Below are 22,844 nucleotides of genomic sequence, written 5' to 3' on the forward strand. Positions count from 1 at the left end.
AGGGCCCGGCGCCGCCCTAAAGAGTTCGTAAAGAATGCCGCGGCGGCCCCCGTTGGGCGCGGCAAATGCGCTTCAATAACGCTCACGCCAAGCCTGAAACTCCCGGAGCACACCATGAGCAAGCTTGCCCGCTACCTGCAGGTCGAAGACATTCTCCTGGCCGTCAACGTCTCGAACAAACAGCGGTTGTTCGAACAGGTGGGCCGTCATCTTCAGGAGACGCGACAGTTACCGGGCGATGGGGTCACGACCAGTCTGTGGCGCCGGGAGCTGGCCGCCAGTACCGCGATCGGCGATGGCGTGGCGCTGCCCCATGCCCGACTTGCAGAACTGGACGGCATCCACGCCCTGTACCTGCGGCCGCAGAGCCCCATGGCCTTTGCCGCCCCTGACCACCAGCCGGTGAGCGATATTCTCGTGCTGCTGGTGCCCGCCCCCGCCGATCAGCAGCACCTGGACTTGCTGGCGGACACGGCCCGGCTGTTTTCCAACCCGCGCTTTCGCCAGGCGCTGCTGCGCTGCAAGGAAGCGGTACAGGTCAAGCAGCTGTTCGATCACTGGTAGGGCCAGCGCCGCCGAGCAGGCGCGGGGTCGATGGACACCGGTGGAGATAGCCCCAAGCCACCGATTGCCGCGCCGCACAAGATTTCCTCTATTGGCGGTTAGTCCAGTCATCCATTAACGTTCATGGCACCTCGCGCAGCCTGCTGCGTGAGGGGGATGCCTGTCCTGCGGTTGGCCCGGCAGCCAGATGGTCGTTGAAACCACTCACCGTTCGATCCATTCGAGTGATTATGAAAGAGCGACAGCTGCCGCCCCCATCCCCCGGCGGCCGGCGACCGTGCAACGGCCGCGCCGGTCGAGAACCCGCCCGACACCCTGCTCTGTTCGCCTTCGCCCTGCGGCCCTTGAGCCTGATCTGCTACGCCTGGCTGGCCGGCTGCGCGGTGGGGCCGGACTTCACTCGCCCCGAACTCGCGGCAGACGCCGGCTACAGCGCCACGCCCCTGCCCGCCACCACCGCCTCGGCGCAGATCGCCAGCGGTGGCGCGGCGCAGCGCTGGGTGGCCGGCATGGACATCCCCGGGCAATGGTGGACGCTGTTTCGCTCCCGGGAGCTCAATGCCCTGGTGGAGGAAGCGCTGCGGGCCAACCCGGATCTGAGCGCCGCCCAGGCCGCCCTGCGCCAGGCCAATGAGCAGTTGTATGCCGAGCAGGCTTCGCTGTTCCCGTCCCTCAGCGCCTCGGCGTCGAAAACCCGGGAAAAAGCCTCCGCCGCCAGCGCCCTGGGCACCGGCGGCGCGGCGGCGGCCGGTGGCTCGCCAGGGCAGATCTTCACCCTCAACTCGGCGTCGTTGACGGTGTCCTACGCGCCGGACGTGTTTGGCGGCAACCGTCGGCAGATCGAGGCCAGCGGCGCTCAGGTGGACTACCAGCGCTACCAGCTTGAAGCCGCCTACCTGACCCTGACCGCCAACCTGGTGAACAGCGCCATCAGCCTGGCCTCGGTGCGCGACCAGATCGCCGCCACCGAAACCGTGATCGGCCTGCAGAGCGATCAGCTCGACCTGCTGCGGGCGCAACGCCGGCTCGGGGCCATCGGCGACAGCGACCTGCTGACCCAGGAAGCGACCCTGGCCCAGACCCGCGCCACCCTGCCAGCGCTGCAGAAGCAATTGGCGCAAACCCGCAACCAGTTGCAGGCCTACCTCGGCCGCCTGCCCAGCCAGGACCGCGGCGAGCAGTTCCAGCTGGCGTCCCTGCACCTGCCCCAGGAACTGCCCCTGAGTCTGCCCTCGGCCCTGGTCGAGCAGCGCCCCGACGTGCGTGCCGCCGAGGCCCAGTTGCATCAGGCCAGCGCCAGTATCGGCGTGGCCATCGCCAATCAGCTGCCGCAGTTCAGCATCACCGGTTCCCTGGGCTCCACGGCGCTGGCCGGCACCCGGCTGTTTTCCTCGGGCACCGGGGTCTGGAGCCTGGCCGGTTCGATCGCCCAGCCGATCTTCGACGCCGGCGCCCTGGAGCATCGCAAGCGCGCCGCGGTGGCCGCCTACGATGAGGCCGCCGCGCGCTATCGCAGCACGGTGATCGCCGCCTTCGAAGATGTGGCCAATGCCCTGCGCGCCCTGGAAGCCGACGCCGAGGCCCTCAAGCAGCAAGTGACCGCCGAGAGCGCCGCGCGCCAGAGCCTGGACCTGGCCCAGGCCCAGTACCGCCTGGGCGCCGTGGGCTACCTGAACCTGCTCACCGCGCAGCAGACCTACCAGAACGCGATTGTCAGCCGGGTCCGGGCCCAGGCCGCCCGCTACAGCGACACCGCCGCGCTGTTCCAGGCCCTGGGTGGCGGCTGGTGGCAACGCCGCGATGTCGATCCCGCCAGCCTCGGCAGCCCCGACCGTTTCGGCTGGCCGTCGCTCAAGGAGATGTATCCGCCGGCCCCTGGGCACGACCGCGACCACGCTCAAGTCGCGCCCGCGGCGCCCGCGCCGGCGGCCCCCACCCGACCTGCACCCTTGCCCTAAGTGAGATCCGCCATGGCCGACGTCAATTCCAGCCCCTCCACCGCGCACCCCGCCGCGGCCCCGCAGACGCCGCGCAAGCGCCGCCTGCTGTGGCCCATGCTGATCATGCTGGGTGGGGTGCTGCTGATTGTCGCGGTGATCGGCGGGGTCAAGTTCATGCAGATTTCCAAGCTGATCGCCCAGGCCAAGGTGCCCCTGCCTCCCGCCGTGGTGACCGCGCTCAAGGCGCAGTACGAAGACTGGCAACCGAGCCTCTCGGCCGTCGGTTCGATGAAGACCGTGCGCGGGGTGGACGTCACCACCGAGGTCGGCGGCATCATTCGCAGCATCGGCTTCAAACCCGGCCAGGAGGTGGCGGCGGGCGACCTGCTGGTGCAATTGAATGCCGACGCCGACATCGCCCAGTTGCGCGCGCTGGAGGCCACGGCCAATCTGGCCGCCACGGTGCTCAAGCGCGACCGGGCACAGTTGGCGGTGAATGCGGTGTCCCAGGCCCAGGTCGAAGCCGACGAGGCGGACCTCAAGGCCAAGCTCGCGGCCGCCGAGCAGCAACGCGCGCTGGTGGCGAAAAAGAGCATCCGCGCGCCCTTCGCCGGCCGTATCGGGATCACCGGGATCAACCTCGGGCAGTACCTCAACCCCGGAGACAAGATCGCCAACCTGCAGACCTTCGACCCCATCTACATCGACTTCAACGTACCCCAGACCCAGGTGCAGCAGATCGCTCTGGGCCAGAGCGTCACGGTCAGCGCCGACGGCCTGCCCAAGCAGCGCTTCAGCGGTCGGGTCAGTTCCATCGACACCCAGTTCGATGCCAATACCCGCAACGTCACGGTGGAGGCCACCGTCGACAACCCCCGGCACAGCCTGGTGCCGGGCATGTTCGCCCGGGCCGTGGTCGCCTCCGGCGGCACCCAGCGCTACCTGACCCTGCCCCAGACCTCGGTCACCTACAACCCTTACGGCACCACGGTGTTCGTCGCCACCCAGAAGAACAACGAGCAAGGCGAGGCGCTGTTCACCGCGCAGCAGACCTTTATCGAAACCGGCCCGACCCGGGGCGACCAGGTGGCGGTGCTGTCCGGCGTCAAGGAAGGCGACCTGGTGATCACCAGCGGCCAGATGAAGCTCAAGAACGGTTCGCCGGTGAAGATCGTCGACCGCGACGCGCCCTTGAACGATCCCTCCCCGACGCCACAAGAACACTAGGGCCCGGCCATGAATTTCACCGACACCTTCATCAAGCGCCCGGTCTGGGCCGTGGTGGTCTCGCTGTTCATCCTGATCCTGGGTCTGCGCTCGATCTTCGAGTTGCCGGTCAACCAGTGGCCGCGCACGGAAAACACCGTGGTGACCATCAGCACCTACTACTACGGCGCGGATGCGGCGACGGTGGCCGGTTTCATCACCCAGCCCCTGGAAGCGGCCATCGCCCAGGCCCAGGGCATCGACTACCTGTCCTCCACCAGCATCACCGGGCTGTCCACCATCACCGCGACCCTGCGCCTGAACTATGACTCGAGCAAGGCGCTGACCGAGATCAACACCCAGGTCAACTCGGTGAAGAACCAGCTGCCGGCCCAGGCCCAGGAGCCGGTGCTGACGGTGGCGGTGGGCCAGACCACCGATGCCATGTACCTGGGGTTCTACAGCGACACCCTGGCCACCAACAACATCACCGATTACCTGGTGCGGGTGGTCAAGCCCAAGCTCGACTCCCTGGAAGGCGTACAGACTGCGGAGATTCTCGGCGGCCGCCAGTTCGCCCTGCGCGCCTGGCTCGATCCCGACAAGCTGGCGGCCCACAACGTCACCGCCCAGGACGTGGCCAGCGCCCTGGCCAACAACAACTACCTGTCCGCCGTGGGCTCGACCAAGGGCCAGATGATCACCGTGGACCTCACCGCCGGCACCGACCTGCACACGGTGGACGAATTCAAGCGCCTGGTGGTCAAGCACAACGGCGACGCCCTGGTGTACCTGGAAGACCTGGGCACCGTCACCCTGGGGGCCGAAAGCTACGACAGCAGCGTGGCCTTCTCCGGCAAGCGTTCGGTGTTCATCGGCATCAAGGCGGCGCCGACGGCCAACATCCTCAATGTCGCCGAGAACGTGCGCAAAGCCTTTCCCGACCTGCAATCGCAATTGCCCGCCGGGGTGCGCGGCGAGATCGTCTACGACTCCACGGCGTTCATCAACACCTCGATCTACGAGGTGGTCAAGACCCTGGTGGAAGCCATGGTCATTGTCTCGGTGGTGATCTACCTGTTCCTCGGTTCGTTCCGCGCGGTGATCGTGCCCCTGGTGGCGATCCCGCTGTCGCTGGTGGGCACCTTCTTCGTCATGTACCTGCTGGGCTACTCCATCAACCTGCTGACCCTGCTGGCCCTGGTGCTGGCCATCGGCCTGGTGGTCGACGACGCGATCATCGTGGTGGAGAACGTCGACCGGCACATCAAGGAGGAAGGCAAGGGGGCGCTGGAGGCCGCGCTGCTGGCGGCCCGGGAGCTGGGCGGCCCGATCGTCGCCATGACCGTGGTGCTGATCGCCGCCTACGTGCCCATCGGCCTGCGCAGCGGCCTGACCGGGGCGCTGTTCAAGGAGTTCTGTTTTTCCCTGGCCGGCGCGGTGACGGTGTCGGCGGTGATCGCCCTGACCCTGTCGCCGATGATGACCTCGCGATTGTTCAAGAACGGCCAGGAAGAAGGCCGCTTCGCCCAGCGCCTGGATCGCGGCTTCGACTGGTTGCGGGGGCACTATCACCGGGTGCTGGCCGCCGGGCTGAACATCTGGCCGGTGCTGGTGACCTTCGGCTTCCTGCTGTTCCTGCTGGTGGCCGCCAGCGGCATGACCGCCAAGAGCGAGCTGTCGCCCACCGAGGACCAGGGCCTGGTGTTCATGCAGATCAAGGGCGCGCCCACCGCTTCGCCGCAGCAGATGGAGCGGATTGCCGACCAGGCGTTCCAGATCGCCAACAAGGAGCCCGAGTACCTGCAGATGTTCCAGCTCACCGGGCTGCCGTCGCTGAACCAGGGACTGGGCGGGGTGTTGCTCAAGTCCTGGGAAGACCGCAGCCGCACCCAGGCGCAGCTGATCCTCGACCTGCAGCAGAAATGGAACCAGGTGCCCGGCGCCGCCATCGCCGCCTTCCCCCTGCCGTCACTGCCGGGGGCCCAGGGCCTGCCGGTGCAGTTCGTGATCACCACCACCGAGTCGGTGGAAAACCTCAACGAAGTGGCCCAGGCGGTGCTGGCCGAAGCCACCAAGCAGCAGCTGTTCTGGTTCTCCGACCTGGACCTCAAGCTCGACAAGCCCCAGGCCAAACTGGTGGTGGACCGGGAAAAGATCGCCGCCCTGGGCATGACCCAGGCCGACGTCGGCGCGGCACTGTCGGCGGCCCTGGGGGGCAACTACGTGAACTACTTCTCCACCGCCGGGCGCTCCTACCGGGTGATCCCCCAGGTGCTGCAGGTGGACCGCCTGAACCCGCAGCAGATCCTCGACTACTACATCCGCACCCCATCGGGGAGCATGATCCCGGCCAGCACCGTGGCCCATATCGAGACGTCCACGGAACCGGAGTCGATCAACCACTTCCAGCAACTCAACTCGGCCACCCTGTCCGGCGTCAGCGGCCTGTCCCAGGGCGAGCTGCTGGCCAAGCTCAAGGGCATCCTGGAACAGGTGGCGCCTGCGGGCTACTCCAGCGACTACGCCGGCGAATCGCGGCAGTTCATCCAGGAATCCGGAGGCTTCGTCGGCTTGCTGCTGTTCTCGATCCTGATCGTCTACCTGGCCCTGGCGTTCCAGTTCGAGAGCTACCGCGACCCGGTGGTGATCCTGTTCTCGGTGCCGCCGGCGCTGTTCGGCGCCCTGGCCTTCATCACCATGGGCTTTGCCTCGATCAACGTGTACACCCAGGTCGGCCTGGTGACCCTGCTGGGGCTGATCACCAAGCACGGCATCCTCATCGTGCAGTTCGCCAACCAGTTGCAACTGGCCGGCTACAGCAAGCGCGAGGCCATCGAAGAGGCGGCGGCGGTGCGCCTGCGACCGATCCTGATGACCACCGCGGCCATGGTCCTGGGGGTGGTGCCGCTGGTCTGGGCTTCCGGCGCCGGCGCCGCGGGCCGCCACGACATGGGCCTGGTGATCTTCGCCGGGCTGTCCATCGGCACCCTGCTGACCCTGTTCATGGTGCCGGCCATGTACCTGTTCATCGGCACCACCCACTCTGCGGTCGCCCATACGGCACCTGGCCCAGTGACCGGCGAGGACGTTGCACACCGGGCCTGAGCCGGCTGCCGAAGTTGCTGCAGCCTTTTCCGCGCTCCCGGGCCACGTAAAGGTGCCAAGCCTGGCGGGTTCGACAAAAGAACAAGAGGCCTGTTGTCAGCTCCAGGACCTGCGCCACGTTGAGCAAAGCGGCCAGCGCTTCCGGGCGCCGCCGCGCCAGGCATGGTGCTACTCCTGGCGGACCCTGCCGAAGCGCAGATTGCGCGCCAGGCTGCTGGTCAGCACCGCCCCTTGCTCGGCAAAGCTGAGCACCCCTAGTTCCCCGGCGCTGAAGCGCTCCGCGGTCAGCGGCTGCATCGGGTAGGTGTGCGGGCCGATACGCACGTAGAGCTTGCCTTGCCGGGCATAGACCTTGAGCTGCCCGGGGCTGGTTGTCAGGGCATAGAGGCCGACGTAGGGGCGGATGTCCGCCGGCTTCCAGGCCGGGGCCAGGGCATAGCTCGAAGCCGGGTTGTTGGCCACGATCCGCCCTGGCCCAGCCGCCGCCAGGTAGATCGGCGCGCCGTCGTTGTCTGCCGCCAGCACCCGGTCGCTGCGGCGGAGCAGCGGCAGGACATCGGGGAAGCTCTCCAGGGCCCACTCCTGGCCGCTGCGTTGCAGCTGGAGTTGATGACCCGACGCATCCAGGTAGAGGCCGGCCACCAGGGTGTCCAGGGCAGCCTTGGGCACCGCCCTGATGCTGGGCGGCGGCACTGGAATATCACCCGGCGCGGGAGCGCCGGGCGAGCCCAGCAAGGTGTCCAGCAACCGATGAGCGCGCTCCGACGCCTGGCCGTCCTCCAGGTTGCACAAGACCGCCGTGGCGACATCCAGCGTGGGATACCAGGCCACGTCGGTGCTGAAACCGGCCCAGCTGCCGCTGTGGGACAGCTCCTGCAGGCCGCGGTAGCTGCGGTTGACCAGGCCTGCGCCGTAGTGGCCCGGGTCACCGTCGTTGAAGGGCGCGGTCTGGCGCATCTGCTGCACCAATGCCGGACCGGCGACCCGCCCGGTGGACAGGTTGCGCAGCCACAGCATGAGGTCCGCCACAGTGCTGTGCACCTGGCCGTCGCCGGTCTGTTCCCAGCGCGCCTCCACCGCCACCAGGGCCTTGCCCTGCTCGTCCAGTTCATGGCCCTGCGCCAGGTTCGGCAACTGCACCGGGTACTGGTCGACGATGCTGGAGCGCTCCATGCCCAGGGGCAGGAAGATGTTCGCCCGAGCGTAGTGCTTCAGCGGCTGGCCGCTGACCCGCTCGACGATGCTCGACAGCAGCAGGTAGCCGCTGTTGCTGTAGCTGAATTCGCTACCGGGCGGGAACATCAAACTGTCCTGGCGCACCAGCAGGTCCAGCGCCTGTTGCTGGGTGAAGCGCTGGGTCAGGGGGATCCCCGCCAGCTCGGCCAGCAGCATGTAGTCCTGCAACCCTGAAGTGTGGTGCAGCAGATGGCGGATCCTGATGCCCTGGGCATAGGCCGGCAGTTCGGGCAGAAAACGCCGGATCGGGTCATCCAGGCTGAGGCGCCCCTGGGCCTCGAGCTGGAGGATCGCGAAGCCGGTGAACTGCTTGGACACCGAGGCCAGGTTGAACAGGGTGTCGGCCTGGATCGGCGCGCCGGTTGCCAGGTTGGCGCGGCCGTAGCCCGCGCTCCAGATCAGCTTGCCGCCACGCATCACCCCGGCGGCGCAACCGGGCTGGTCGGCCGCAATATCCTCGAACACCTTGTGGAACGCCGGGGGCACGCCGGCATGGGCCAGGGGCAAGGCCCCCAGGGTCGAGATCAGCAAGCAGGTCAGCAGTGCGCGCATGTCGTTCGTCCTTCAGTCGCGTCGGGCCCGGGGTGCTCCGGCGGAGCAGGCGCCAGTATCCCCAGCGCCTGCGTTGCAATCTGTGGCGCAGCGGTGATTTTCTGTGAACAAACGTGCAGGGATGTAAAACGCGCCCGGAGCGGTCGGATCTGCCGCAAAAACCCGGTTATCATCGGCCGGCCCAATGGGCTCCATCGACGCTTCTTGAGCCCCGCAGAAGGCTCACTTCCAGGACCCGCCATGCACCTTCTCTACCCCAGCGACCCGTTCGATCCGAAACGCCCGGACGAGCAGTACCTCGACGAATATCAAGCCGTGCTGGCCGCCGGGCTGAGTGCCTCGCTGTTTTGCTTCGAAGACTTCGAAAGCGGCCGTTTCCGGCCACGACCAGCCATTGCGCCGGCAACCCCGGTGCTCTACCGCGGCTGGATGCTGACGCCCGAAGGCTACGGCTCGCTGGTCAAACAGTTGCAGCAGCTGGGCGCCGTCGCCTTCACTAGCGTCGCCGCCTACCAGCACTGCCACCACCTGCCGCAGTGGTATCCGCAACTGGCCCGCTACACCTGCGAAACCCGGGTGCTGGACGCCGACGCCGACTTCACCCTGGCCCTGGCCGACCTCGACTGGCCGGGGTACTTCATCAAGGACTACGTCAAGTCGCTGAACACCGGCAGCGGCAGCCTGGTGGACTGCGCCGAGGACATTGCGCCGCTGATCGAGCGCATGCGCCAGTACCGCGGTCAGGTCGAGGGCGGAATCTGCGTCAGGCGCCGCGAGGAGTACCTGGAGGACACCGAGCGCCGCTATTTCGTCCTCAACGGCCAGGCCTACGGCGCCAGCGCTGAAGTGCCGGCCCTGGTGCACGAGTGCGCGGCACTGATCGACAGCCGGTTTTTCTCGGTGGATGTGGTGCTACGGGCCGACGGTGTGTTGCGCCTGGTGGAAGTGGGCGACGGTCAGGTATCGGACCGCAAGGAATGGTCGGCGCAGCAGTTCGCCGCAATGCTCGGCGCGGCCCGCTAAATGCCACTCAGCGCAGCAAGCGCCGCAGCCCCGCCTCGAAGGCTCCGTCCAGTTCCGCCCCGGCCTCCCCGGCCAGGGCCAGCGCCAGGGCATGGCCGTGGCTGTAGTCCACCAGCAGGTCGAACAGCACCGGGTCGGTGTCGAAGGCGCGCACTTCCTCGCGCAGGCGCTGGCTGAAGGCCGCCAGGGAGCCGCCGAACAATCGCGGATCACCGAGGATGCACAAGGTCAGCGCCGGGTGGCGCCGGACCCGGGCCATGTAGGCGCCCAGCAGCGCCTGGATCCGTTGTCCCGGCGGCAACGACGCTGCCGGCTCGGGCAAGGGCTCTGCGTGCACCCGCTCCACCAGCAGGCGCATCAGGTTGTGCTGGTCGCCAACGTGGTAGGCCACCGACATCGGGGTAATCCCCAGTTGCCGCGCCAGGGCCCGGCCACCGAAGCCCTGGGGGCCCAGTTCCTCCAGCAATTCCAGACCGACGTCGAGGACCTGTTCCAGGCTCAGCTCGCGACCCGCCGCGGGGCGGCCGCTGCGCTTGGGGCGCTCAGTCATGGGCGACCTCGCCTTCGACCCGGTAGCGAGTGCTGACCAGCCCGTCGGGATAGCGCCGGGAGTCGATGCAGCTCAGGCGCAGGTCCTGCGCCAGGGCGCCGAACAGCGGCCGGCCACTGCCGATCAGCAGCGGTACCCGGGTCAGGGTCATTTCATCGATCAGGCCGGCCTGGAGAAAGGCTTGGATCAGTGTGCCGCCATCGATATAGGCGCTCTTCCAGCCCTCGGCCCGCAACTGCGCGACCAGTTCCACAGGCTGCACGGCACTGATGCGCACCCGGCCCTCCAGGCGCTGGGGCACGTCCTGCTGGCCAAGGGTGCGGCTGAGCACCACCACCGGCTTGGCGAACGGCCAGGGGGTGAAACCCAGCACGCTGTCGTAGGTGGCGCGGCCCATGACGATCCCGTCCACCCCGTCCATGAACGCCGCGTAGCCATAGTCCTCGCCGGATTCGCCGCTGGGCAGCCAGTCGATGGCGCCATTGTCGCGAGCGATGAAACCGTCCACCGAAGTGGCGATGAATACCTTGCCGAATGCCATGGGCGTTGCCTCCTGAGGGCTTAAACATACAGCGTATGATAAACCGCCGGCGGGACCGCCTGACAACCCTTCTCAAGCTCGCGGCCGTCAACCGCCTTCGGCGTAGGCCGCCAGCCCCTGCACCAGCGCGGCAAAGGTCACCGCGCAACGCGGGCTGTCCCGCAGGTCTTCGTGCATGGCCACCCAGGTTTCCAGGCGCGGTGCGAACTCCGCGGCCAGGACACGCACCAGCTGCGGGTCGGAGCTGGCCAGCCGGACCTGGCAGACACCAATGCCGAACCCGGCGCGCAGGGCCGCCAGTTGCGCCAGATCGCTGTCGCTGCGCAGGGCAAAACGACCGCGGGACAGCAGCGGGTACTGCTGTTGCATGCGTCGGATAAAGGCGCTTTCCCGGTCGAAGCCGATCAGCGCATGGCCGTCCAGCTGCTCCTGCGTCTGCGGCGTGCCCTCACGCGCCAGATAATCGCGATGGGCATGCAGGCCCAGTTCGATATCCCCGACACGGCGCACCAGCAACGCTTCCTGGGTCGGGCGAAACATCCGCACTGCGATGTCCGCCTCGCGCTGCAGCAAGTCGTCGGCACGGTTGGACAGCACCAGCTCGACCACCAGTTGGGGATGCTGCTGGCGCAAGCGGGCGAGCATCGGTGGCAACACCTCGACGCCTATGACTTCGCTGGCCGAGATCCGCACACAGCCCTGCACGCCCTGCCCGTGACTGCTGGCCACCCGGCGCAAGGCCGCCTCCCCCGTCGCCAGCTGCAGCAGGTAGGGCTTGAGTTCCAGCGCCGCTTCGGTGGCGGCGTAACCGTCGAAGGAGCGGATGAACAGCTTCAGGCCCAGGGTGGCCTCAAGCTGGTCGATATGCCGGCCGACCGTGGGCTGGGTCAGGCCCATGGCGCGGCCGGCAGCGGAAAGCGAACCGGTTTCCAGCACCGCGAGAAAGCTGCGGTACCAATCCCAGTGGGGGGTGTTGTCTGTCTGGGTATGCATTTTTTTATAGAGACCATCAAGGAACAGGCAATTTTCATTTAGCCGAGGATTTTGCACCCTGCAAGCACTCGTCAACCAAAAGGAACCTCGCCATGCCAAAAATTGCCCTGTTGGGTGCCGTCGGCGCCATCGGTCAAAGTATCGCCAGCAGCCTGCGCAGTCAGGGACAGGCCTATCGGGTGGTGGGCCGCGATGCGGCCAGCCTGCAACAGGCGTTCGGCGCCGACCCGCTGGCCGAATGCGTAACCTGGAACCCCGAGCAGAGCGCCAGCATCGAAGCCGCAGCCGCCGGTATCGACACCCTGATCTATCTGGTGGGGGTCAACTACTGGCAGTTCGAACTGCACCCGCAACTGATGCGCAAGACCCTGGACGGGGCAATCGCCGCCGGGGTGCGCAAGATCCTGCTGATCGGCACCGTCTATCCCTACGGTCCGGCCCAGAGCAATCCCGTGACCGAAGATCACCCGCGCCGGCCCAACAGCTACAAGGGGCGCATGCGCCTGGCCCAGGAACAGGTGCTGTGGCAGGCCCATGCCGAGGGGAAAATCCAGGCCACGGTGCTGCGCCTGCCGGACTTCTACGGCCCGGGGGTCGATAAAAGCCTGTTGCACGGCGCGTTCCAGGCTGCCGTCCGGGGCGGTACAGCGAACCTGGTGGGCCCCCTCGATCGCCCTCACGAATTCGTCTTCGTGCCCGACGTCGGCCCGGTGGTCTGCCGCTTGATCGAGCAGCCCGACGCCTTCGGCAAGACCTGGCACCTGGGCGGCGCCGGGGTCACCAGCCAGCGCCAACTGCTGGAGCTGATCCGCCAACATGGCGCCGTGCCCTTCAAGCAACGGGTGATCGGCAAGACCCTGCTGCGCCTGCTGGGACTGTTCGACCCCTTGCTGCGAGAGATGGTGGAAATGCACTACCTGCTCAGCTCGCCGCTGATCCTCGACGACTCGGCCCTGCAACGCCTGATAGGACCGCTGCCCAAGACCTCCTATGCCGAGGGAGTACGCCGCACATTGGCCCAGGCGCGGGCCTCGCAACAGCCCTGAGTACGCGCCAGGCTCCATCGGCCAAGCGCTGGCAGCCACGCCTGCTCAGCGCGCCGCCGGCGCCGCAATCGCCAGGCGGCTGGTGGCCTTGACCTCGCGCAGCGCCAGGCTCGACTGGATCGAGGCGATGCCCGGCTGGCGCCTGAGCACGTGTTCGACAAAGTCGCTGTAGCTGTCCAGGTCCTGGGCCAGCACTTGCAGCAGGTAGTCGGCATCGCCGGTGATCTTGTGGCAGGCCTGGACCTCGGGCAGACGCATGATCACCTTCTCGAAATCGTCCGGGGTCTGGTCTGAGTGGGTGGTGAAACGCACATGGACGAACGCCAGGATGTCCAGCCCCAGCAGGCGCCGGTCGAGGTTGGCCTGATAGTCCTTGATCACCCCCTCCTCTTCCATGCGCTTGCGCCGGCGCCAGCAGGGGGTAAGGCTCAGGGACAGGCGCTCGCTAAGCTCGGCATTGGAGATGCTCGCGTCCTGCTGCAAGAGGGCGAGGATCGCCAGGTCGGTGTCGTCGAGGGCGACGCGTTTGGGCGTTTTTTTCACTATCAGCCACTCACAGGGAAAATATTACCCAAAATTCTAGTTTCATCCGAAGACAAAGCAAAGAAATCGCCGCCATGCCGGAACAAACTATTTGCACCGGACAACAACAATGGATGCCTTCAGCATGCTTACCGTCTTCAGCGAATCCCACCGCCTGCACCACGGCACCGAATTGAAGGACGGGGTGCTCAAGCCCTCGTTCGAGCAGCCCAGCCGGGCCGATACGGTGCGTGACCGGGTCAGGCACGTGGGGCTTGGCGAGATCATCGGGCCTCGCGCCTTCAACCGCGCCTGCTACGTCGCCGCCCACAGCGAACGCTACGTGGCCTTTCTGGAAAACGCCTGGCACCAGTGGACCGCCACCGGCCGCCGCCACGACGCCCTGCCCCTGGTCTGGCCGGTGCGCGACCTGGCCAACCAGCAGGTGCCGGAGTTCATCGACGGCAAGCTGGGTTTCTTCGCCATGGACGCCGGCTCGCCGATCACCGCCAGCACCTGGGACGCGGCACGCACCAGTGCCGATATCGCCCTCACCGGCCTGGCGCTGATCGACGAAGGCCAGGACAGCGCCTTCGCCCTGTGCCGCCCGCCAGGCCACCACGCCGCGCGGGAATACATGGGCGGCTACTGCTACCTGAACAACGCCGCGATTGCCGCGCAGCAGGCCATCACCCGGGGCGCCGGGCGGGTGGCGGTGCTGGACGTGGACTTTCACCACGGCAATGGCACGCAGAACATTTTCTACGACCGCGGCGACGTGCTGTTCGTCTCGCTGCACGGTGATCCGGCGGTGTCCTATCCCTACTTTTCCGGGTTCGCCTCGGAGCGCGGCAGCGGTGCCGGCGAAGACTGCAACCTGAACATTCCCCTGCCCCGGGGCACCACCTGGCAGCGCTACCGCGAAGCCCTGGTGCAAGCCTGTGCCCGGCTGCGCGCCTTCAGCCCGGAGCTGCTGGTGGTGTCGCTGGGGGTGGACACCTTCAAGGACGACCCCATCAGCCACTTCCTCCTGGAGAGCGAGGACTTCCTGGACATGGGCCAGGTCATCGCCAGCGTGGGCACGCCGACGCTGTTCGTCATGGAGGGCGGCTACATGGTCGACGAGATCGGCATCAACGCCGTCAACGTGCTGCACGGCCACGCCAACCGCTAGTGCGTCCGGGCTTCTCCAGACAGCCCTCAACCTACTGACCGAAAGGGAAAACACCATGACCTTGTTCATCGATGTGGATCACGCCGCGGCCCTGTATGCGCGCCTGGGCATCGCCCGGGCGATCCGGGAGATGGCCGGCTACATCCAGGCCGACTATCGACGCTGGCAGGCCTTTGAAAAGTCCCCGCGCACCGCCAACCATTCAGCCACCGGGGTGATCGAACTGATGCCCGCCGACGATGGCCGGCAGTACGCCTTCAAGTACGTCAACGGCCACCCCGGCAACCCGGCGAGGCAGTTGCTGACCGTGATGGCCTTCGGCGTGCTGGCCGACGTCGACAGCGGCTACCCGGTGCTGCTCAGTGAACTGACCCTGACCACCGCAGTGCGCACCGCCGCCACCTCGGCCCTGGTGGCGCAGTCCCTGGCCCGCGCGGACAGCCGAGTCATGGCACTGATCGGCAACGGTGCCCAGAGCGAGTTCCAGGCCATCGCCTTCCACGACATGCTCGGCATCGACGAGCTGCGGATCTTCGACATCGACCCGGCCGCCTCGCGCAAGCTGCAGCACAACCTGCAAGCCTGGCCGGGCCTCAAGGTGCACATCGCCGGTTCCGTGGCCGAGGCGGTCAAGGGTGCCGATATCGTCACCACGGTGACCGCGGACAAGGCCTACGCCACCATCCTCACTCCGGAGCTGATCGAACCCGGCATGCACCTCAACGCCGTGGGCGGCGATTGCCCGGGCAAGACCGAACTGCACGCCGAGATCCTGCGGCATGCCCGGGTGATCGTCGAGTTCGAGCCGCAGACCCGTATCGAGGGCGACATCCAGCAACTGCCGGCGGACTTTGCGGTGACCGAATACTTCCGCATCGCCCAGGGCCTGGAGCCGGGCCGCGAGCAGGCCGAACAGGTCACGGTGTTCGATTCGGTGGGCTTTGCCCTGGAAGACTTCGCCTCCCTGCGCTACCTGCATGACCTGGCACGCGAGCATGGCATCGGCGAGCAGATCCAGCTGGTGCCCACCCCGACCAACATCAAGGACCTGTTCCAACTGATCGAGCAGTGCCCCACAGCCGCTGCCGGCGCCCCGCGCCGGTTGGCCAGCGGCTGAAAGCACCGGGATCGCTGAACCGGGCCAGCGCCGCGTGCCCCGGTTCAGCGGCCCGCTCCGAACCGGCTGCGCCACCCCGACCTACAACCACAGCGCGCAGTCCCCAGCACCTTTCACTGCCAAAACTCGACAACTATAAAATCAAGAGGTTTTGAGATGACTCCAGATACCTTGGGCGCCGCCGAGCGTCCGGCGCTGCAGCGCACCCTGCACAACCGTCATATCCAGCTCATGGCCATGGGTGGTGCCATCGGCACCGGGCTGTTCATGGGCTCGGGCAAGATCATCGCCATGTCCGGCACCTCGATCATCCTGATCTACATGATCATCGGCCTGTTCGTGTTCCTGGTGATGCGCGCCATGGGCGAGCTGCTGCTGTCGAACCTGAAGTTCAAGAGCTTCGCCGATTTTGCCGGCGCCTACCTGGGGCCGCGGGCGGCCTTTTTTCTCGGCTGGTCCTATTGGCTGAGCTGGAGTGTGGCGGTGGTGGGCGACGCGGTGGTGGTGGGCGGCTTCTTCCAGTACTGGTTCCCCGGCGTCGCGGCCTGGATCCCCGCCATCGTCATGCTGCTGACCCTGTTCGCCCTCAACGTGCTCACGGTGAAGCTGTTCGGCGAGGTGGAGTTCTGGTTCGCCATCATCAAGATCATCGCCGTGGTCACCCTGATCAGCGTGAGCCTGGTACTGATCGCCACGGCCTTTGTCTCGCCGTCCGGCGTGAGCGCTTCGCTGAGCCACCTGCTGGACCGGCAAGCGGCCCTGCCCAACGGCCTGATGGGCTTCTTCGCCGGTTTCCAGATGGCGATCTTCTCCTTCGCCGGCACCGAACTGATCGGCACCGCCGCCGCGGAAACCCGCGACCCGGAGCGCACCCTGCCCAGGGCGATCAACGCCATCCCCCTGCGCATCATCCTGTTCTACGTGCTGGCCCTGGCCTGCATCATCGCCGTGACCTCCTGGCAGCAGGTGTCGCCGAACAAGAGCCCCTTCGTCGAACTGTTCCTGATCGCCGGCTTTCCCGCGGCGGCGGGCATCGTCAACTTCGTGGTCCTGACCTCGGCAGCCTCCTCGGCCAACAGCGGCGTGTTCTCCGCCAGCCGCATGCTCTTCGGCCTGTCCGACCAGGGCAACGCGCCGCGACTGTTCAAGCACCTGTCGCGGCACAGCGTGCCGGTGACCAGCCTGGCCTTCACCTGCCTGCTGATGCTGCTGGGGGTCCTGCTGCTGTACATCGTGCCCGAGGTGATGACCGCCTTCACCATCGTTTCCACGGTGTCGGCGATCCTGGTGATCTTCACCTGGTCGACCATCCTGGCGTCCTACATCGCCTACCGTCGCAAGCACCCCGAACTGCACGCCCGCTCGAGCTACAAGATGCCCGGCGGCGTGCCCATGGCCTGGTTCGCCCTGGCCTTCCTGCTGTTCGTCCTCGGCCTGCTGGCCCTGCGCCCGGACACCCGCCTGGCACTGTGCGTGATGCCGGCGTGGTTTATCTGGCTGGGCATCGCCTATCAACTGGGTTGGCGCGGCAAACGCAGGTTGATCCCCGCGCGCTCATGACCTCAACCGGCACCCGCTAGCACCAAGGAACGGTGCTACCTGTTCGCCATCAAGATCAAGCGCCGCGCCCTGCTGCAAAGGCGCATTGATGGCGCCAAATGAATGACACAAATAAGTCACCAATTGCCCCTCCAAACCTCCCCCTCCCACGCCGCAAATATCAAATTAAATCCATATAAAACAACACGTTAAAACCAACAAAAGAAACCAAAAGAATTAACCGTTGACTTAGTAAGGCGCCAAGATAAACTGCGCCTTATGAATATTTTAGAGAACAAACATCACATCATGCTGCAGGCACTGGAGAACATTTCTCCCGACGCTCGCGAGAGCGTCAGACTGTGCTTCGAACTGCTTTCGGCCGCAGCGACCATCAACCGCGTCTGTGCTGTACGGCTTGCCCGCTACAGCCTTTCAGAGGGGCGCTTCGTGATCATGCTGACCCTCAAGAGTGCGGGCGGGAAACTCTCGCCACTGGAACTCGCGACGCGCTTGTCCATCACCACTGGCACCGTGACCGGACTGCTCGATGGCCTGCAAGGCGATGGTTTCATCAAGCGCAAGCCAGACCCGACGGATCGACGCAAGCTGATCATCAACCTGACCGCGGAAGGCAAGCAGGTGGTGGACGAAGTGTTCGCCGATCACACCGATTGGATCTGCAGCATTATCGAAGGCCTGAGCGCGGAACAACGCCAGGCGCTGACTGAAGCGATCTATTGCATTTCTGCAAGCCCCGCCCTGGCACTGCAACCTCCTGACGGGGATTAGCGCCGGGCGTCAATGGTAGTAGCAACACATGGAGGTGACTGATGTTGCAGAGTCAAAAGGTAATGACCAATTTCGGCAGGAAGCCGCGTCTTCACAGTAGCGTCGATACGCTCAGGCATAGCCTGGCCTCATTGGAGCGTTACATTCCTCCCCCGCTCTACCGCCACCTGTTTCTCACGCGCATCGCCCGCGCGCCCCTGGCCATCGAGGGCTTCGAGTTCCGCCCGATACAAAGCCTCTTCGAGCTGGAAGAAGCCCTGCGACTGGTCAATGAGAGTTATGCACGCCGGGGAATCTCCACCGTCTGCCGTGCCGGCATGCGTTTTTCTGCCTTTCACCTGCTACCTGGCACCACGACCTTCGTCGCGATCAAGGAACAGCAGGTCATCGGCACGGTGTCATTGATCGAAGACTCGATGCTGGGATTGCCGATGGAAGAAGTTCACGGCAACGAAGTCCTGCTGCAGCGTCTGTCGGGCCAGCGCCTGGCCGAAGTCGGGACCCTCGCGGTATCCGCGCATTACCGTGGCAAGGGTGTGCCGCTGATGCTCTACAACGCGATGTTCCGATGGGCAATGCACTACCGCGGGATTGAAAAGCTGCTGATTGCCGTGCATCCCAGGGCCAGCTCCTTCTATCGCAAGGTGCTGTTCTTTTCGCCGATTGGCCGTGTGGAGCGCTACACCAAGCTCAACGACGCCCTTTCCCAGCCCTTGTCACTGGGGCTGGCAGACGCCCAGGACAGCTTCAAGAGCGTTTATCAGTCCTCCGGGGTCAAATTGGCGGTCGCGGGAAAGAGCACCAACTTCTTCGAATTTTTCTGCCAGCGCGACTTCGATGCGATTCGCCTGCCGGCCGATGCTGGCGTGCATCGCTGGCAGCAACAGGACGTGCTGATCCACATGGCCCGCTGCGGGGTCCATGGCAGGCACCTGAGCAACCGCATCAAACGGGCGCTGGCCCTGGCGTAAACACGCCCTTCCCCTGCCGAATTTCACACATCATTTCATGGAGGATGAGTCATGGATACGGGATTGCTGCGGGCGATTTACAGAGAAATCACCACTAAACAGCCGTTCATTCGCACACCGGAACCGGAGCTGGTCATGGAGGCCCAGCCCAGCGTTGCGTCCTATGCCAACAGTGCCGGACAGGGCCAGGCCCTCTCTGGAACCTACCTGTATCACGCGGCGCAGATGTGCGCGCTGATCAAGCCCGGGGACGTTGTCCTGGATATCGGCTGCGGGCCCGCCAGCCTGCTGCTGCAGGTGGCGCGACTCAACCCGCGGGCCGAATTCGTGGGGGTCGACCTATCAAGAAACATGCTCGACATCGCCCGGGATTCGATTCGGCAACAAGGCATCGACAACGTTGAATTGATTGAGGACGACATGTCTCGCCTGGGCCGGATCGGCGACCGCAGTGTCGACGTGGTGATTTCCTCCATGGCCCTGCACCACCTGGCGAGCCTGGAACAGCTGGAGTCCACCTTCAGGAACATTGCCCGGGTGCTGCGTAACGATCGCGCCATTTACCTGAATGACTTCGGGCGCCTGAAATCAACCGAATCGGTGGATTACTTCGTCCAGCGCGCCAGCGACGGCGCCGATCAGGAAACCCTGCTGGACTACCGCCACTCGCTGTTGGCGGCCTTCTCCCTGGAAGAGTTCCAGACGCTGGCGGCCAGCTACCTGGGACCTTGCGCCAAGGTCTACAGCACGGCACTGAGCCCATTGATGATGGTGATCCGCACGCCCAAGCGACGCTGCGTCAAGACCATGAAGCCGGAGTTCAAGCGCCGTTATGCCGCGCTGCCAGCCAGCCGCAGGGCCGATGTACAGCAACTGCGCCTGTTCCTGCGGTTGGGAGGGTTGGCCAGTGCTTTCTGAAAGCACCCGCCTGCAGGCCGCCCTGGAGCAGTGGCGCGACGTTCTGGGAGAGTCGCAAGTGCGCCTCGATCATGCCGGCATCGCCCACGTCCAGCACGACACCATGCATTCTCCGGCCTATGCCCAGGCGGTGATCGCGCCCCTTTCCAGCGAGCAAGTGGCGGCCTGTGTGGCCATCGCCCACCGGCACCGCATCGCCTTGCACCCCATCAGTACCGGTAACAACTGGGGCTACGGTTGTGCCGCGACCGGTCGCGAGCACTGCGTCGTCATGGATTTGTCGGGCATGACACGGATTCTGTCGTTCGACCAGGAGCTCTCAGTCGTCACACTCGAGCCCGGCGTTACCCAAGGCGCGCTGGCGCAATACCTGCAAGATCGCGGCCTGCCCTACCTGACCCCGGTAACTGGCGCCGGTCCCTCTTGCAGCCTGCTGGGCAACGCACTGGAGCGCGGTTACGGCATCACCCCGCAGACCGACCACTTCCAAGCTGTCCTGGCCCTGGAGGCGGTGCTGCCCGACGGCCAGATCTACCGCTCGCCGCTGTCGATGGGAGCCGCCAGTCCGTGTTTCAAATGGGGCGTGGGCCCCTATCTGGACGGCCTGTTCAGCCAGAGCGGGTTGGGCATCGTGACCCAGATGAGCCTCGCCCTGGTGAGAAAACCCCAGATCATTCAGCCGTTCTATTTCTGGATCGAAGACCCGGCCAGGCTTGGTCCGGCGCTGGAGGGTGTGCGGCGTATCCTCGAACAGGCCCAGGGCCAGGTGGGCGGCATCAACCTCATGAACCGCACTCGCCTGCTGACCATGGCCAGTGAAGGCCAGGGCCTCGCCGGACGCTCCGGCGAACAACTGCGCCAGGCCGCCGATAGCCTGGGGCTGCCGGCCTGGATGGGGGTTGGCTCGATCTATTGCCACGCGGACCAGCACGCATCGCTCAAGCGCATGATCCGGCGCGAACTCAAGGGCTTTGCCGATCGCTCGATGTTCAAGACCCGGCGCCAGTTGAGCCTGGCACACGGCCTGTTGCAGCGGCTGCCCGGGAGTTGGGCGCGGCGCTGGCAGCGGACCCTGGAAAAGATGTTGCTCGGCGTTGAACTGATGGAAGGGCGCCCCAACGAAGTCGCCCTGCCGCTGGCCTACAGCGCAGGGGCCAAGCCGCCTCCCGGGCCAGGATTGAACCCCGCGCGCGACCACTGCGGGCTGATCTGGTACGCCCCGGTACTGCCGTTCAAGAAGCAGTTGATCGAAGACTTCCTGCACGCCATGAGCGAGCAGTGCCAGGCGCAGGACATGCTCTGCCCGATCACCCTGACCACGCTCTCGACCCGGGCCATTGACTGCACCGTGCCATTGCTGTTTGCGCGCAGCGACCCTCAGGCATCCGCACGGGCCCATGACTGCTATCGGCAACTGTTCCAACTGGGCAAGGCTCGGGGGATCGTGCCCTATCGCGTCCCGGTGGCATTCATGCCGTTGCTGGCGGACCGGCAACAACCCGCCTGGCAGCTGGGAGCTCGCCTCAAGCACGCCCTTGATCCCCATCATCTGCTCTCGCCAGGCCGCTACTGCCTGCCTGCCGACACCCGAGCGCCCCTTGCCACCCCCGAGCCGGTAGCCTGCCATGAGTGAAGACACCACCCACCTGATCAATCAGGGACTGATCGAGACCCGCAACCTGGCGCAGTGCCTGGCCGTTGACCAGACCGCGCTGGCCACGGCCATTGCCGGCCAGCTCGACGAGAGCCTGGGACAGGCGCTGGTCGCCGCCGCCCAGGCAACCGAGAAACAGGGCATTTCGAAAAGAATCGCCGCCCTGGGGCTGGCTCTCGGGCAATGGCTGGAGCTCGCCGCACCACCCGCGCGCCAACAGGCCTGGACCCTGTTGCAGGCCCATCCATCGGACACCGTGCGCAGTTGGGCGGCCTTCGCCAATGCCTACCGCGAACGCAATCAATCCCTGGCCACGGCGATCCAGAGCCAGCTGCACTTTGCCTGCGACAGCCACTTCGGCGTGCGCGAATGGGCCTGGATCGCCTTGCGGCCCTTGCTCAGCCAGGACCTTGCGACGGCCCTGCCCCTGCTGCGCCAATACGCGCTCAGCGAAGACCCGCTGATCCGCCGCTTCAGCATCGAGATCCTGCGCCCCCGAGGCGTCTGGTGCGAGCACATCGCCGCCCTCAAGAGCACCCCGGAATTAGCCGAGCCACTACTGATCCCGCTGCTCGCCGAAAGCCAGAAATACCCCCAGGACTCTGTCGCCAACTGGCTCAACGATGCCAGCAAGACGCGCCCGGACTGGGTTCGCCAGCTGTTTCAACGTTACCCACCCGATTGCAAGGCCTCCCACAGGATTCACACCCGGGCTACCCGAAGCCTGTCTCACTAGAAAAAAGGAGTTACGCATGTCTCTCAAGGAAAAGCTGCAAGGCGCAAAACAGCAGATGGCCGAACAACTGCCGGGCGAGATCCTGCAGAAGTTCACGGCCTCACTGCAGGCACTGGTCGACAGCGGCCTGGCAGCCAAGGCCCTGAAAGCCCGGGACAAGGCGCCGCTGGCGGTGCTCAAGGACCCGGATGGCCAGGATGTCGACCTGCGCCAACTGCTCGACAAGGGCCCCCTGGTACTGGTGTTCTACCGCGGCCTGTGGTGCCCGTTCTGCAACCTGGCCTTGAGCGCCTACCAACAGATGGTCGGCGACCTGGCAGCCTCCGGCGCCACCCTGGTCGCGGTATCGGCGCAGACACCGCAATCCTCGGCCAAGACCCGTGAGGCGCTGGGCATTCGCTACTTGCTGCTCAGCGACCCGGAAAACCGCCTGGCCAAGCAATACGGCATCGTCTTCAAGCTTGAGGATGAACTGGACGCGGTCTACCGCTCGCTGGGCGCCGACTTGAAAGTCTTCAACGGCTCGGATGCCCTGACGCTGCCAATGGCCAGCGCCTTCGTGATCGGCCAGGACGGGGTGATTCGCCACGCCTTTGTCAATGTCGACTACTCGGAACGCGTCGAACCCGCGACCCTGATCGAGGCTGCTGGCCGCTAAACCG

General features: G+C 65.8%; 20 protein-coding genes. 15 read left to right on the forward strand and 5 right to left on the reverse strand.

Translation table 11 applies throughout. From position 1 onward, the window contains the following. The first annotated feature begins 114 nt into the window (after positions 1–114). The 4 genes from PST29_RS18250 to PST29_RS18265 all read left to right on the forward strand — a co-directional run bounded on the left by PST29_RS18250 (position 115) and on the right by PST29_RS18265 (position 6,818). Complete coding sequence (locus PST29_RS18250) at positions 115–564, forward strand: PTS sugar transporter subunit IIA (RefSeq protein WP_060839925.1); 450 nt, start codon at positions 115–117, stop codon at positions 562–564. A 230-nt stretch (positions 565–794) separates the two neighbouring features. Then, the gene (locus tag PST29_RS18255; protein ID WP_060843970.1) at positions 795–2,522 is read left to right on the forward strand and encodes an efflux transporter outer membrane subunit; all 1,728 of its coding nucleotides are present in this window, start codon (positions 795–797) and stop codon (positions 2,520–2,522) included. Positions 2,523–2,534: 12 nt separating this feature from the next. After that, entirely contained in the window at positions 2,535–3,731 is a 1,197-nt protein-coding gene (locus PST29_RS18260) for an efflux RND transporter periplasmic adaptor subunit (protein WP_060843971.1), read from the forward strand. A 9-nt stretch (positions 3,732–3,740) separates the two neighbouring features. After that, the gene (locus tag PST29_RS18265) at positions 3,741–6,818 is read left to right on the forward strand and encodes an efflux RND transporter permease subunit (protein WP_060839928.1); all 3,078 of its coding nucleotides are present in this window, start codon (positions 3,741–3,743) and stop codon (positions 6,816–6,818) included. A 168-nt stretch (positions 6,819–6,986) separates the two neighbouring features. On the opposite strand, the gene PST29_RS18270 is transcribed toward PST29_RS18265, so the two are convergent. Beyond that, positions 6,987–8,606, reverse strand: a complete 1,620-nt coding sequence (locus PST29_RS18270; protein ID WP_060843972.1) for a serine hydrolase domain-containing protein — start codon at positions 8,604–8,606, stop codon at positions 6,987–6,989. A 240-nt stretch (positions 8,607–8,846) separates the two neighbouring features. Between PST29_RS18270 and PST29_RS18275 the strand changes: the two genes are divergently transcribed. After that, positions 8,847–9,629 carry an ATP-grasp domain-containing protein gene (locus PST29_RS18275; protein ID WP_060843973.1) on the forward strand — a complete coding sequence of 261 codons (783 nt, stop codon included), beginning with the start codon at positions 8,847–8,849 and terminating at the stop codon, positions 9,627–9,629. A 7-nt stretch (positions 9,630–9,636) separates the two neighbouring features. Here PST29_RS18275 and PST29_RS18280 read toward each other — a convergent pair whose 3' ends face one another. From PST29_RS18280 to PST29_RS18290, 3 genes are all read right to left on the reverse strand, one after another. After that, the gene (locus PST29_RS18280; RefSeq protein ID WP_060839930.1) at positions 9,637–10,179 is read right to left on the reverse strand and encodes a TetR/AcrR family transcriptional regulator; all 543 of its coding nucleotides are present in this window, start codon (positions 10,177–10,179) and stop codon (positions 9,637–9,639) included. Then, positions 10,172–10,720 carry a dihydrofolate reductase family protein gene (locus PST29_RS18285; RefSeq protein WP_060843974.1) on the reverse strand — a complete coding sequence of 183 codons (549 nt, stop codon included), beginning with the start codon at positions 10,718–10,720 and terminating at the stop codon, positions 10,172–10,174. The genes PST29_RS18280 and PST29_RS18285 overlap by 8 nt, the downstream gene beginning before the upstream one ends. 87 nt (positions 10,721–10,807) lie before the next feature. After that, complete coding sequence (locus PST29_RS18290; protein ID WP_060843975.1) at positions 10,808–11,713, reverse strand: LysR family transcriptional regulator; 906 nt, start codon at positions 11,711–11,713, stop codon at positions 10,808–10,810. A 92-nt stretch (positions 11,714–11,805) separates the two neighbouring features. Between PST29_RS18290 and PST29_RS18295 the strand changes: the two genes are divergently transcribed. Further along, entirely contained in the window at positions 11,806–12,759 is a 954-nt protein-coding gene (locus PST29_RS18295) for an SDR family oxidoreductase (RefSeq protein WP_060843976.1), read from the forward strand. A 45-nt stretch (positions 12,760–12,804) separates the two neighbouring features. Here the strand turns inward: PST29_RS18295 and PST29_RS18300 are convergent, their stop codons facing one another. Continuing rightward, positions 12,805–13,302: an Lrp/AsnC family transcriptional regulator gene (locus PST29_RS18300; protein ID WP_060843977.1), complete on the reverse strand. Its 498-nt coding sequence runs from the start codon at positions 13,300–13,302 to the stop codon at positions 12,805–12,807. A 124-nt stretch (positions 13,303–13,426) separates the two neighbouring features. On the opposite strand from PST29_RS18300, the gene PST29_RS18305 reads away from it, so the two are divergent. The 9 genes from PST29_RS18305 (at position 13,427) to PST29_RS18345 (ending at position 22,840) form a co-directional block, all read left to right on the forward strand. Then, the gene (locus PST29_RS18305; RefSeq protein WP_173664415.1) at positions 13,427–14,455 is read left to right on the forward strand and encodes a histone deacetylase family protein; all 1,029 of its coding nucleotides are present in this window, start codon (positions 13,427–13,429) and stop codon (positions 14,453–14,455) included. Between the two features lie 55 nt (positions 14,456–14,510). Further along, on the forward strand, positions 14,511–15,572 hold the full coding sequence (locus PST29_RS18310) for an ornithine cyclodeaminase (protein WP_060839938.1): 1,062 nt from the start codon (positions 14,511–14,513) through the stop codon (positions 15,570–15,572). A 156-nt stretch (positions 15,573–15,728) separates the two neighbouring features. Further along, positions 15,729–17,132, forward strand: coding sequence for an amino acid permease (locus tag PST29_RS18315; protein ID WP_060843979.1), 1,404 nt, complete (start codon positions 15,729–15,731; stop codon positions 17,130–17,132). 258 nt (positions 17,133–17,390) lie between these two features. Further along, complete coding sequence (locus PST29_RS18320; protein WP_060839940.1) at positions 17,391–17,903, forward strand: MarR family winged helix-turn-helix transcriptional regulator; 513 nt, start codon at positions 17,391–17,393, stop codon at positions 17,901–17,903. Between the two features lie 41 nt (positions 17,904–17,944). Continuing rightward, on the forward strand, positions 17,945–18,874 hold the full coding sequence (locus PST29_RS18325) for a GNAT family N-acetyltransferase (protein ID WP_060843980.1): 930 nt from the start codon (positions 17,945–17,947) through the stop codon (positions 18,872–18,874). Between the two features lie 51 nt (positions 18,875–18,925). Further along, on the forward strand, positions 18,926–19,792 hold the full coding sequence (locus PST29_RS18330; protein ID WP_060843981.1) for a class I SAM-dependent methyltransferase: 867 nt from the start codon (positions 18,926–18,928) through the stop codon (positions 19,790–19,792). Beyond that, complete coding sequence (locus PST29_RS18335) at positions 19,782–21,425, forward strand: FAD-binding oxidoreductase (RefSeq protein WP_060843982.1); 1,644 nt, start codon at positions 19,782–19,784, stop codon at positions 21,423–21,425. The genes PST29_RS18330 and PST29_RS18335 overlap by 11 nt, the downstream gene beginning before the upstream one ends. Further along, positions 21,418–22,182 (forward strand): DNA alkylation repair protein, encoded by a 765-nt coding sequence (locus tag PST29_RS18340; RefSeq protein WP_060843983.1) that lies wholly within the window; start codon positions 21,418–21,420, stop codon positions 22,180–22,182. Before PST29_RS18335 ends, PST29_RS18340 begins: the two co-directional genes overlap by 8 nt. 16 nt (positions 22,183–22,198) lie before the next feature. Further along, positions 22,199–22,840 carry a peroxiredoxin-like family protein gene (locus PST29_RS18345; protein ID WP_060843984.1) on the forward strand — a complete coding sequence of 214 codons (642 nt, stop codon included), beginning with the start codon at positions 22,199–22,201 and terminating at the stop codon, positions 22,838–22,840. Positions 22,841–22,844: the final 4 nt, after the last annotated feature.

Origin of the sequence: Pseudomonas sp. St29, from assembly GCF_001547915.1 — a bacterium.
In the GTDB taxonomy this organism is placed as follows: Bacteria; Pseudomonadota; Gammaproteobacteria; order Pseudomonadales; family Pseudomonadaceae; genus Aquipseudomonas.